Here is a 12,028-nt window from a genome sequence, read left to right on the forward strand (position 1 = left end):
TGGGAGCAAAGCTTGCTCGCGATAGCGTCAGGTCAGCCAACATTGAGGTGACTGACACGACGCCTTCGCGAGCAAGCTCGCTCCCACAGGGGTATCTGCGGTGGCATGCCGATCTGGTGAACACCCCAAAACAACTGTGGGAGCGAGCTTGCTCGCGATGGCGTCAGTTCAGCCAACATTGAAGTGACTGACACTACGCCTTCGCGAGCAAGCCCGCTCCCACAGAGGGTTTGCGGTGGAATTCCGACCTTGCTCCCACAGACTCCTACAGACTCCCACAGGTTCAATGCAGGGTTTCAGAGTTCGCCGAGGGCGTCGATCAGGGCCTGGTTCTGCTCCGGTGTACCGATGCTGATCCGCAGGAACTGGGCAATCCGCTCCTGCTTGAAGTGCCGCACGATCACACCCTGTTCCCGCAGTTTTGCCGCCAACCCTGCCGCATCGTGGCGGGGGTGGCGGGCGAAGATGAAGTTGGCCGCTGAGGGCAGGACTTCAAAACCCTTGGCTTGCAACTGGGCCACCACCCATTCACGGTGCTCGATGACTAACCGGCAGGTCTGGTCGAAATGCTCACGATCATCGAACGCCGCCGCGCCGCCGACGTTCGCCAGGCGATCCAGCGGGTAGGAGTTGAAGCTGTTCTTGATCCGCTCCAGCGCTTCGATCAGGTCCGGATGGCCCACCGCCAGGCCCGCGCGCAGCCCCGCCAGCGAGCGGGACTTGGACAATGTCTGGGTCACCAGCAGGTTCGGATAACGGTCCACCAGGCTGATGGCCGTTTCACCGCCGAAGTCGATGTAGGCCTCGTCGACCACCACTACCGAATCCGGGCTGGCCTTGAGGATCTGTTCGACCTCGTCCAGCGCCAGCAGGCAGCCAGTCGGTGCGTTCGGGTTGGGGAAGATGATCCCGCCGTTGGGTTTGGCGTAGTCGGCCGGGTCGATCTGGAATTGCTCATCCAGCGGCACCGCCTCGAACTGGATGCCGTACAACCCGCAATACACCGGATAGAAGCTGTAGCTGATGTCCGGAAACAACAGCGGCTGGTCGTGCTGCAACAGGCCGTGAAAAATGTGCGCCAGCACTTCATCCGAACCGTTACCCAGGAACACCTGGTTGCTCTGCACGCCGTAGTAGCGGGCCACGGCGCCTTTGAGCAGGTCGCTGTTAGGGTCCGGATACAGGCGCAGGTTGTCGTTCAGTTCGGTCTGCATCGCCGCCAGGGCCTTGGGCGATGGGCCGTAGGGGTTCTCGTTGGTGTTGAGCTTGACCAACCGGGTCAGCTTCGGCTGTTCGCCCGGCACGTAGGGCACCAGGTTCTTGACGAACGGGCTCCAGAATTTACTCATTTCAGTTCCCCTGCCCTTTAATGGAATTCTCGTCAAGAATACGGTACTCGGCGCTGCGGGCGTGGGCGCTCAGCGATTCGCCACGGGCCAGCACCGAGGCGGTCTTGCCCAGTTCGGAAGCACCCTGCTCGGAGCAGAAAATGATCGACGAACGTTTCTGGAAGTCATACACCCCCAGCGGCGACGAGAAGCGCGCGGTGCCGGAAGTCGGCAACACGTGGTTGGGACCTGCGCAGTAGTCACCCAGGGCTTCGCTGGTGTGGCGGCCCATGAAGATCGCACCGGCGTGGCGGATCTGCGGCAACCAGGCCTGCGGATCGGCGACCGACAATTCCAGGTGCTCCGGCGCGATGCGGTTGGCGACCTCGATGGCCTGCGCCATGTCGTCGACCTTGATCAGCGCCCCACGACCATTGATCGAGGTGTTGATGATCTCGGCGCGGTCCATGGTCGGCAGCAGCTTGTCGATGCTGGCGGCGACCTTGTCGAGGAACTCGGCGTCCGGGCTGACCAGGATCGCCTGGGCGTCTTCGTCGTGCTCGGCCTGGGAAAACAGGTCCATGGCGATCCAGTCCGGATCGGTCTGGCCGTCGCACACCACGAGAATTTCCGACGGGCCGGCGATCATGTCGATACCGACCTGGCCGAACACGTGGCGCTTGGCAGTGGCGACATAGATGTTGCCCGGGCCGACCACTTTGTCGACCCTCGGCACGCTTTCCGTGCCATAAGCCAGCGCGGCAACGGCCTGGGCGCCACCGATGGTGAACACCCGGTCCACGCCAGCGATGCAGGCGGCGGCCAGCACCAGTTCGTTGATTTCACCCCGCGGGGTCGGGACGACCATGACCACCTCGGTCACGCCAGCAACCTTGGCCGGGATGGCGTTCATCAGCACCGAGGACGGATAGGACGCCTTGCCGCCCGGTACGTACAGACCGGCGCGGTCCAGCGGTGTGACTTTCTGGCCCAGCACCGTGCCGTCGGCCTCGGTGTAGCTCCAGGAATCCTGTTTCTGCCTTTCGTGATAATCACGCACCCGCGACGCGGCCTTTTCCAGGGCTTCGCGCTGGGGTACGGTGATCCGGGTCAGGGCCAGTTCCAGGCGCTCGCGCGGCAGGATCAGATCGGCCATGGACGCCACTTGCAGGCCATCGAATTTCTGGGTGAATTCCACCAGGGCGGCGTCGCCACGCTCGCGCACGGCCTTGATGATGTCCAGCACCCGCTGATTGACCGAGTCGTCAGACACACTTTCCCAGCTCAGCAGATGATCCAGATGATGTGCGAAATCCGGGTCGGCAGCGTTGAGTCGGCGAATCGAAGTGGGAGCGGTCATAGCGAGGGCCTCATTAATGGCAAATGCTCAGGCGCCCTAAGCTACCAGTCCATTCGCGTGGGCACCTGAGAAAATTGGCTATGACACGGATAGACGGGCGCGACTCAAGGTCGCGCAGGTGGATCAGCCGCGGTGTCGCGATTCCACTGCCTTGCGCAGGGTATCGATCAAAGCCTGGATACGGGCATGCTGCATTTTCATCGACGCCTTGTTGACGACCAGCCGGGAGGTGATGTCAGCGATGAAATCCTGGGGCTCCAGGCCGTTGGCCCGCAGGGTGTTGCCGGTGTCGACCACGTCGATGATCTTGTCCGCCAGGCCGATCAGCGGCGCCAGCTCCATCGAACCGTACAACTTGATGATGTCGACCTGACGGCCCTGCTCGGCGTAATAACGCTTGGCAATGTTGACGAACTTGGTCGCCACCCGCAGACGCCCCTTGGGCTCCGGCGCGCCGACTTTACCGGCGGTCATCAGCTTGCAGCGGGCGATCCGCAGGTCCAGGGGCTCGTACAGGCCCTGGCCGCCGTATTCCATCAGCACGTCTTTACCGGCGACGCCCAGGTCGGCGGCGCCATGTTCCACGTAGGTCGGCACGTCGGTGGCACGCACGATCAGCAAGCGCACGTCGGCCTGGGTCGTGGGGATGATCAGCTTGCGGCTCTTGTCCGGATTCTCGGTCGGCACGATGCCCGCTTCAGCCAGAAGCGGCAGGGTGTCGTCAAGGATGCGGCCCTTGGACAGTGCGATGGTCAACATGGGAAACGTCAGTCCTTATCAAGGTACTCATGCCCGGTCGCAAGCGGCGCCGGACACACATCGAGGGCACAAACACCCTCGACCTGAAACGAAATCAACGGGCACATCCTTATGCCCATGCAGCCGGAACTAGCCCGGCACGCGGCGGATCTTGGCGCCGAGCATCTGCAGTTTTTCTTCGATGCACTCGTAACCACGGTCGATGTGGTAGATGCGGTCGATGAGGGTATCGCCTTCGGCAACCAGGGCCGAGATCACCAGGCTGGCCGAAGCCCGCAGGTCGGTGGCCATCACTGGCGCGCCCTTGAGCTTCTCGGTGCCGGTGACGATGGCTGTGTTGCCTTCGACCTGGATCTTGGCGCCCATGCGGTGCAGTTCGTAGACGTGCATGAAGCGGTTTTCAAAGATCGTCTCGATCACTGCGCCGGTGCCTTCGGCAATGGCGTTGAGGGAGATGAACTGCGCCTGCATGTCGGTCGGGAACGCCGGGTACGGAGCGGTCCGCACGTTGACGGCCTTGGGCCGTTTGCCGTGCATGTTCACTTCGATCCAGTCTTCGCCACAGGTGACTTCGGCACCGGCTTCCTTGAGTTTTTCCAGGACGGCTTCGAGGATGGTCGGATCGGTGTCCTTGACCTTGACGCGGCCACCGGTGACGGCAGCAGCCACCAGGTAGGTGCCGGTTTCGATCCGGTCCGGCATCACTTTGTAGGTGGCCGAGTGCAGGCGCTCGACGCCATCGATGGTGATGGTGTCGGTGCCGGCGCCGCTGATCTTGGCACCCATGGCGATCAGGAAGTTCGCCAGGTCGACCACTTCAGGCTCGCGGGCGGCGTTTTGCAGCACGCTGCGGCCCTTGGCCAGTGCAGCGGCCATCATGATGTTCTCGGTACCGGTCACGCTGACGGTATCGAAGAAGAAGTGCGCGCCGCGCAAGCCGCCTTTCGGCGCCTTGGCCTTGATGTAGCCGCCTTCGACGTCGATTACCGCGCCCATGGCTTCCAGGCCGCGGATGTGCAGGTCCACCGGACGCGAGCCAATGGCGCAACCGCCAGGCAAGGCGACTTCGGCTTCACCGAAACGGGCGACCATCGGGCCCAGTACCAGGATCGACGCACGCATGGTCTTCACCAGCTCGTACGGGGCGATCAGGGTCTTGATGGTGCGTGGGTCGATTTCGACGCTGAGCTTCTCGTCGATCACAGGCTCAATGCCCATGCGGCCGAACAGCTCAATCATCGTGGTGATGTCGTGCAGGTGCGGCAGGTTGGCCACGGTCACAGGACCATCGCACAGCAGGGTCGCAGCCAGGATGGGCAGGGCGGAGTTCTTTGCCCCGGAAATACGGATTTCGCCATCAAGACGAACGCCGCCGGTAATAATCAGTTTATCCATAAGAATCTCGAGGCCCTTGGGCTCAGGTGCGCTCGGCCCAGGCCGCGCTGCTGAAAAATTTCATCGTGACCGCGTGGATGCTGCCATCGGCAATCCATGGGTTCAAATGGGCATAGATGCTCTGCTGACGCTTCACTGGGCTCAATGCCGCCAGTTCATCGCTGATTACGTTCAGCTGGAAGTTGCAGCCTTCGCCTTCAACTTCCACCTGCGTACCAGGCAGCTTTCCTTCAAGGAAGCTCTTCACTTCTACAGCCTGCATGCTCAACCTCAATCGGCGCCCTGTGCGCGCGGGTCGCACATCATACAAAAAAGCCCCGCGCCTGCGAACCCCGCGAAGCAGGACTCTGACGGGGGGACTTTTCCAACGATGTGGGTCAGGAGTGCGCCAACAGCTCGGTCAGCTCGCTGACCTGGGCTATTTCGCGCATGTCTTCGGGCATCCCACGGATGCTCCACGTTTTGCCGGCCGCCTTGGCGTCCCGCATGAAGCACAGCAGCAGCGACAAGCCGACACTGCTGGACTTGCGCACCGCCGAGCAGTCAATGACCACCTCGGCGGCGCCGACGGACTTGATCAGCGCCTGGCCCTGCTTGCGCAAGGCCGGGCCGGTGCGGTAGTCCAGCACGCCACTGAGCAGCAGCTCACCGGTCCCGCCCAGACGAACGGCCGACTCACTCACCGACTCGATCATTGTTCCTGGTTCTCTTTGGCTTCTTCGGTCACTTCCTTGGCCTTGGCGACCTCACCGGCCCAACCGTTGATGGTCTTGTCCAGGTCGTTGCCGTTGCGCTGCATCGCGTCGGCGAACTGATCGCGGAACAGCTTGCCAATGTTGATGCCATTGATGATCACGTTGCGCACCTTCCACTCGCCGTTGATTTTCTCGAGTGTGTAGGACACAGGGTAGACCGCGCCGTTGTTGCCCTTGACCTGCATGTCGACGCTGGTGCGGGTGCCGCTTTCGTCCTTGGCCGGGGAAACGGTGATGCCCTGGTTGTTGTATTCCAGCAAGGCGTTGCCATAGAACTGCATCAGGCTGCGTTTGAAGTTCTCCTGGAAGCGGGTCATCTGCGCCGGGCTTGCCTTGCGCGAGTACTTGACGGTCATGATGCTCTTGGAGATGCCATCGGCGTCCACCACCGGGCCGACGATGCCGTTCAGCGCGTCATAGAAGGCGCTGGGGTCCTGCTTGTATTTCTCTTTATTGGCGGCAAGGTCCGCCAACAACCGGGTGGTCGTGTCCTGGATGATGTCATGGGCCGAAGGCGCGGCCACGGCGTTGGCCATCAACGGCAGCGCCGCGAGCAGCACCAACAGGCTACGTCGCAAGATAGAGATCATTCAAAAGCTCCTCATTTGGCGTCTTTGCTAACGGTATTGAGCAGGAATTTACCGATCAGGTCCTCGAGCACCAGGGACGACTGCGTGTCATGGATGACGCCGCCGTCCTTGAGCACGGTGTCTTCCCCACCCACGCTGATGCCAATGTATTTCTCGCCCAGCAGCCCGGCCGTGAGGATAGATGCAGTGGAGTCAGTCGGCAGGTTGTCCACGCGCTTTTCCAGCTGCAGCGTCACCCGACCGGTGAAGTCCTCGCGGTTAAGATCGATTGCCGTGACCTTGCCGATGGTCACACCGGCCATGGTCACCTTGGCTCTGACCGTCAAACCGGCGATATTGTCAAAGTTTGCATAAAGTTTATAAGTATCGGTGCTTGCCGTCGGCGCCAATCCACTGACCCGCAGGGCCAGCAGCAGCAAAGCCAGGATGCCAGCCAGCAAGAAAAGGCCGACACCGATTTCCAGGGTGCGGTTTTGCATCAGAAATCTCCAAACATCAAGGCGGTCAGAATAAAGTCGAGGCCCAGGACCGCCAGCGAGGCGTACACCACGGTCTTGGTTGTGGCACGGCTGATCCCCTCTGAAGTGGGCTCACAGTCATAGCCTTGAAACACGGCGATCCAGGTCACGACGAACGCGAACACGGCACTTTTGATCACGCCATTGAGGACATCGTCGAGGAAATCGACGCTGTTTTGCATGTTGGCCCAATAGGAACCCTCATAGACCCCCAGCCAGTCGACGGCCACCCAGGAGCCGCCCCAGATCCCCACGACGCTGAAAATCATCGCCAGCACCGGCAGGGAAATGAAGCCGGCCCACAGGCGCGGGGCAATGATGTACTTGAGCGGGTCGACACCGATCATTTCCAGGCTGGACAGCTGTTCGGTGGACTTCATGTTACCGATTTCAGCCGTCAGCGCCGAGCCGGCCCGCCCGGCGAACAGCAACGCGGTCACCACGGGGCCGAGCTCGCGCAGCAGTGTCAGGGCAACCATCTGCCCCACCGCCTGCTCCGAACCGTAGCTGGACAAAATGCTGAAGCCCTGCAGCGCCAGCACCATGCCGATGAAAATCCCGGAGACCACGATGATCACCAGGGACATCACGCCCACCGAGTGCAACTGCTTGACCAGCAGGCCAAAACCGCCGCCCGTCGAGTTGCGACCGAGCAAGGCGTGCATCAAAAACAGCGAGGAACGGCCCAGTACTGCCACCACGTCGATGCCGGAGCGGCCGAACAGGCGAATTCTTTCCAATAGTGATTTCTTGCGCATCAGCGCTTCCCCAGCAGATCGGTACGGTAATCCGTGGCCGGAAAATGGAACGCCACTGGCCCGTCCGGATCACCCTTCATGAATTGGCGAATGCGCGGGTTGTCCGAATCCGCCAGCTCCTGCGGTGTGCCCTGCCCCAGCACCTGGCCGTCGCCAACCACATAGATGTAGTCGGCAATGCTGGCGGTTTCGGCCAGGTCGTGGGAGACCACGATACTGGTGATGCCCAGCGCATCGTTGAGCAGGCGGATCAGGCGCACGAGCACGCCCATGGCGATCGGGTCCTGGCCGACGAAGGGCTCGTCGTACATAAGGATCTTCGGATCGAGGGCAATCGCCCGCGCCAAGGCGACGCGACGCTTCATGCCGCCGGACAGTTCGTCCGGCATCAGGTCGATGGCCCCGCGCAGCCCGACGGCCTGCAACTTGAGCAGGACGATGTCGCGAATCATCTCTTCCGGCAGGTCGGTATGGACTCGCAGTGGGAACGCCACGTTCTCGAACACATCAAGGTCGGTAAACAGCGCGCCGCTCTGGAACAGTACGCCCATGTGCTTGCGCGCATCGAACAGGTCGCTGCGAGACAATTGGGGAAGATTCTGGCCATTGACCCAGACTTCGCCGGCGCTGGGGCGCAGTTGTGCCCCCATCAGCCGCAGCAACGTGGTCTTGCCACACCCGGACGGCCCCATGATGCCGGTGACCTTGCCCCGTGGTATGCGAATATCGATGTCATTGAAAATGCTGCGCGTCCCTCGCTTGAAGGACAGTCCCTTCAGCTCGACCGCGTAGGCGTTGTCGGCACTCATCTAAACTCCTTGCGATGCAGCCTCACATTCGAATGCCCCGGGCAGCCGACAAGCGCCGGTACCGCCGGGCACGCGAACCGGCGGCGAACTATATCACTGCAACAGCCAAGCGCCCAAGGCCAACGCCCCGCCCGTTAAGCCTGGCTTAAGGAAAAAGCCACATTTTATGTCAATCGTTGCGGCCCCTCGAACAAAGCATGACGAACTTACGTGAGGGAATTGTTCATTGCCGCTATAATCGCCGCCTTTTCATCGGGCTATACGATTTCTGACATGAGCCAATCCAGCGACCTGATTCAATCGGCACAACGTACCATCCGCCTAGAGCTCGAAGCCGTGCAAGGCTTGCTGCCCCATATCGACGCTGATTTCGTACGCGCCTGCGAGATGATTCTGGCCAGCAAGGGCCGCGTGGTCGTGGTCGGCATGGGTAAGTCCGGGCACATCGGCAACAAGATCGCCGCCACCCTCGCCAGCACCGGCACCACGGCTTTTTTCGTCCATCCGGCCGAAGCCAGCCACGGGGACATGGGCATGATTACCCGGGACGACGTCATCCTGGCCCTGTCCAACTCCGGCTCCACCAATGAGATCATCACCCTGCTGCCGCTGATCAAGCGCCTGGGCATCCAGTTGATCAGCGTGACCGGCAACCCCGCCTCGCCGCTGGCCAAGGCCGCCGAAGTGAACCTCAACGTCCATGTCGAACACGAAGCCTGCCCGCTGAACCTGGCGCCGACCTCCTCCACCACCGCGGCGCTGGTCATGGGCGATGCACTGGCCGTGGCGCTGCTGGAAGCCCGGGGTTTCACCGCCGAAGATTTCGCCTTTTCCCACCCCGGTGGCGCCCTTGGCCGTCGCCTGTTGCTGAAAGTCGAAAACGTGATGCACGCCGGCCAGGAATTGCCACAGGTACTGCGCGGCACGCTGCTCAAGGACGCGTTGATGGAAATGACCCGCAAGGGACTGGGCATGACCGTAGTCCTGGAGACCGACGGCAAGCTCGCCGGGATCTTTACCGACGGCGACCTGCGCCGCACCCTGGACCGCACCATCGACATTCATAGCGCGACCATCGAGCAAGTCATGACGCCTCACGGCAAGACTGCCCGCGCCGAGATGCTCGCCGCCGAGGCCCTGAAAATCATGGAAGACCACAAGATCAGCGCCCTGGTGGTCGTCGACGACGACGACCGTCCGGTGGGCGCCCTGAACATGCACGATTTGCTGCGTGCGGGAGTCATGTAAATGAACACAGACCTGTTGCAACGGGGCAAAGCCATCAAGCTGGCCGTGTTCGATGTGGACGGCGTGCTGACTGACGGTCGCCTGTACTTCCTCGAAGACGGTAGCGAATTCAAGACCTTCAACACCCTCGATGGCCAGGGCATCAAGATGCTGATGGCCGCCGGCGTACAGACCGCTATCATCAGCGGCCGAAAGACCCCGGTGGTCGAGCGGCGCGCGAAGAACCTCGGCATCCCGCACCTTTACCAAGGGCGCGAGGACAAACTGGTGGTGCTGGACGAGCTTCTGGGTCAACTCAACCTAAGCTATGAACAGGTGGCCTACCTCGGTGACGACCTGCCGGACCTGCCGGTAATTCGCCGGGTCGGCCTGGGCATGGCGGTCGCCAATGCGGCCAGCTTCGTCCGCGAGCACGCCCACGGCGTCACCACGGCGCGAGGCGGCGAAGGTGCGGCCCGCGAGTTCTGTGAACTGATCCTGCGCGCCCAGGGCCGCCTCGAAGCGGCCAACGCCGCGTACCTGTGAGCCATTTATGCTGAGCAAAAAGATTCGCACCATTGTGGTGTTTGCCTGTATCGCGGCGATTTTCGCCGCGGTGGGCTATTGGAACATCAGCCCCGAACGGTTTCTCGACCAAACTACACCCCAGGTCGAGGAGCGGATCGACTGGTACGCGACCAACACCCATACCCTGCAGTACCTGCCCGACGGCAAAGTGCAATATGAGATGACGTCCGACAAGGTCGACCACGTAAAGGCCACTGACATTACGCTGGTCACCAAACCGGACCTGAACATGTTCCGCGGCACCGAATTCCCGTGGCATGTGCAGAGCGAGCACGCCGAAGTCAATTCCGGCGGCACCGAAGTGGAACTGATCGACTCGGTACGCGTTGCCCGAACCGACGAGAAAAACCGCACGACCATCATCACCAGCACACGCATGACCGTATTCCCACAGCAAGAATATGCGCAGACCGAGCAACCCGTTAGAATCGACGGCGCCGGGGGTGTATCGACCGGCACGGGAATGAAAGCGTATTTGAAGGAAAGCAGGATACACCTGCTATCGAACGTAAGAGGACAGTATGAAGCTCGCTAAAACCCTCCCTATTTTGCTCAGTCTGGGCGCAGCACTGGGAAGCGCGAGCGCCTGGGCTCTTCCCAACGACCGCGACCAGCCTATCCGCATCCAGGCCGACGACGCCCAACTCGACGACAAGAATGGCGTCGCCACCTATAAAGGTGACGTGATCATCACCCAGGGCTCGATGAAGGTCACCGGCAACACCGTGACCATCACCCGCACCCCGGCTGGCGATATCGATGTGGTGACCTCGGTGGGCAACCTGGCCTATTTCGAGCAGATGCAAACCGTGGGCGACACTAAGCCCGTCCAGGGCTACGGGGTGACCATCCAGTACCACGCCTCCCAGGATCGCGTGGTCCTGATCGACCGCGCCAAGGTCGTCGACAAGGACAACAACGTTACCCAGGGCGAGAAAATCGTCTACGACACGGTCAAGAAGCTGGCCAGTGCCGGTCGCGCCACCGGTAGCAAGGTGACCGAGTCGCGTCCGCGCATCGACATGGTGATCCAGCCGAAAAAGAAAACCGACGAGCAGAAGGCCCAGTAATGGCAACTCTGAAAGCTCAGCACTTGGCCAAGAGCTACAAGAGCCGTCAAGTCGTGCGTGATGTCAGCCTGTCCATCGACAGCGGCCAGATCGTTGGCCTGCTCGGCCCTAACGGCGCGGGCAAGACCACTTGCTTCTACATGATCGTCGGCCTGGTCCAGGCCGATCAGGGGCGCGTGTTGATCGACGACCTGGATGTCAGCCACCAGCCGATGCACGGCCGGGCGAAGGCGGGTATCGGCTATTTGCCGCAAGAAGCGTCGATCTTCCGCAAACTGTCGGTAGCCGACAACATCATGGCGATCCTCGAGACCCGCAAGGAACTCGACAAGGCCGGCCGTCGCCAGGAACTGGAAAGCCTGCTACAGGAATTCCACATCAGCCACATTCGCGACAACCTAGGCATGAGCCTGTCGGGTGGTGAACGGCGTCGTGTGGAAATCGCCCGCGCCCTGGCCACCGCACCGAAGTTCATCCTGCTCGACGAACCGTTCGCCGGCGTGGACCCGATTTCGGTGGGCGACATCAAGCAGATCATCCATCACCTCAAGGCCAAGGGTATCGGTGTGCTGATCACCGACCACAACGTGCGCGAGACCCTGGACATCTGCGAAACCGCCTACATTGTCAATGACGGCCAATTGATCGCCGAAGGTGACTCCGCCGCGATCCTGGCCAATGACCTGGTCAAGGAAGTGTACCTGGGCCATGAGTTCCGCCTGTAAGCACACGTGTCTGGCGAATTGCCCGGGCGTCGTTTAATTTTATTATGGCGACGCTCTAGGCAAACACTTCAGTTTCAGGCATATAATTTGCTTAAGTTTGGCGCTCCGGCGCCCTGTAGTGGATGGCGCATGTGCGCCGGCGAATA

At 61.3% G+C, this 12,028-nt stretch carries 15 protein-coding genes; 5 read left to right on the forward strand and 10 right to left on the reverse strand.

What is annotated here, in order from left to right; all coding sequences use genetic code 11:
* Positions 1-296 precede the first annotated feature (296 nt).
* The 10 genes from hisC to AC3A5O_RS18300 all read right to left on the reverse strand — a co-directional run bounded on the left by hisC (position 297) and on the right by AC3A5O_RS18300 (position 8,272).
* Positions 297-1,349 carry a histidinol-phosphate transaminase gene (gene hisC, locus AC3A5O_RS18255; protein WP_487753527.1) on the reverse strand — a complete coding sequence of 351 codons (1,053 nt, stop codon included), beginning with the start codon at positions 1,347-1,349 and terminating at the stop codon, positions 297-299.
* A gap of 1 nt (position 1,350) precedes the next feature.
* Entirely contained in the window at positions 1,351-2,688 is a 1,338-nt protein-coding gene (gene hisD / locus AC3A5O_RS18260; protein ID WP_122568868.1) for a histidinol dehydrogenase, read from the reverse strand.
* Between the two features lie 123 nt (positions 2,689-2,811).
* A complete protein-coding gene (hisG, locus tag AC3A5O_RS18265; RefSeq protein ID WP_053118502.1) occupies positions 2,812-3,447 on the reverse strand; it encodes an ATP phosphoribosyltransferase in 636 nt (211 codons plus the stop codon).
* Positions 3,448-3,576: 129 nt separating this feature from the next.
* On the reverse strand, positions 3,577-4,842 hold the full coding sequence (gene murA, locus AC3A5O_RS18270) for a UDP-N-acetylglucosamine 1-carboxyvinyltransferase (protein ID WP_122568869.1): 1,266 nt from the start codon (positions 4,840-4,842) through the stop codon (positions 3,577-3,579).
* A gap of 22 nt (positions 4,843-4,864) precedes the next feature.
* A complete protein-coding gene (locus tag AC3A5O_RS18275; RefSeq protein ID WP_007953556.1) occupies positions 4,865-5,104 on the reverse strand; it encodes a BolA family protein in 240 nt (79 codons plus the stop codon).
* A 115-nt stretch (positions 5,105-5,219) separates the two neighbouring features.
* Positions 5,220-5,525 (reverse strand): STAS domain-containing protein, encoded by a 306-nt coding sequence (locus AC3A5O_RS18280; RefSeq protein ID WP_487753563.1) that lies wholly within the window; start codon positions 5,523-5,525, stop codon positions 5,220-5,222.
* 8 nt (positions 5,526-5,533) lie between these two features.
* On the reverse strand, positions 5,534-6,187 hold the full coding sequence (locus AC3A5O_RS18285) for an MlaC/ttg2D family ABC transporter substrate-binding protein (protein WP_122568870.1): 654 nt from the start codon (positions 6,185-6,187) through the stop codon (positions 5,534-5,536).
* 11 nt (positions 6,188-6,198) lie between these two features.
* Positions 6,199-6,666 (reverse strand): outer membrane lipid asymmetry maintenance protein MlaD, encoded by a 468-nt coding sequence (gene mlaD, locus AC3A5O_RS18290; RefSeq protein WP_003178020.1) that lies wholly within the window; start codon positions 6,664-6,666, stop codon positions 6,199-6,201.
* The gene (gene mlaE / locus AC3A5O_RS18295) at positions 6,666-7,463 is read right to left on the reverse strand and encodes a lipid asymmetry maintenance ABC transporter permease subunit MlaE (RefSeq protein WP_079302654.1); all 798 of its coding nucleotides are present in this window, start codon (positions 7,461-7,463) and stop codon (positions 6,666-6,668) included. Before mlaE ends, mlaD begins: the two co-directional genes overlap by 1 nt.
* Positions 7,463-8,272, reverse strand: coding sequence for an ATP-binding cassette domain-containing protein (locus tag AC3A5O_RS18300; protein ID WP_092205009.1), 810 nt, complete (start codon positions 8,270-8,272; stop codon positions 7,463-7,465). The genes mlaE and AC3A5O_RS18300 overlap by 1 nt, the downstream gene beginning before the upstream one ends.
* Before the next feature lie 273 nt (positions 8,273-8,545).
* Here AC3A5O_RS18300 and AC3A5O_RS18305 point away from each other — a divergent pair, with 273 nt between their 5' ends.
* From AC3A5O_RS18305 to lptB, 5 genes are read left to right on the forward strand one after another with little or no spacing between them, the layout of a single operon-like run.
* The gene (locus AC3A5O_RS18305) at positions 8,546-9,520 is read left to right on the forward strand and encodes a KpsF/GutQ family sugar-phosphate isomerase (protein ID WP_122568872.1); all 975 of its coding nucleotides are present in this window, start codon (positions 8,546-8,548) and stop codon (positions 9,518-9,520) included.
* Positions 9,521-10,045 carry a KdsC family phosphatase gene (locus AC3A5O_RS18310; RefSeq protein WP_109753554.1) on the forward strand — a complete coding sequence of 175 codons (525 nt, stop codon included), beginning with the start codon at positions 9,521-9,523 and terminating at the stop codon, positions 10,043-10,045.
* A gap of 7 nt (positions 10,046-10,052) precedes the next feature.
* Positions 10,053-10,622 carry an LPS export ABC transporter periplasmic protein LptC gene (lptC, locus tag AC3A5O_RS18315; protein ID WP_122568873.1) on the forward strand — a complete coding sequence of 190 codons (570 nt, stop codon included), beginning with the start codon at positions 10,053-10,055 and terminating at the stop codon, positions 10,620-10,622.
* Entirely contained in the window at positions 10,609-11,157 is a 549-nt protein-coding gene (gene lptA / locus AC3A5O_RS18320; RefSeq protein WP_122568874.1) for a lipopolysaccharide transport periplasmic protein LptA, read from the forward strand. The genes lptC and lptA overlap by 14 nt, the downstream gene beginning before the upstream one ends.
* Positions 11,157-11,882 (forward strand): LPS export ABC transporter ATP-binding protein, encoded by a 726-nt coding sequence (gene lptB, locus AC3A5O_RS18325; protein WP_018614004.1) that lies wholly within the window; start codon positions 11,157-11,159, stop codon positions 11,880-11,882. Before lptA ends, lptB begins: the two co-directional genes overlap by 1 nt.
* The last annotated feature ends 146 nt before the right edge of the window (positions 11,883-12,028 follow it).

The sequence above is a fragment of the Pseudomonas sp. Soil_N_39 genome (assembly GCF_057655955.1).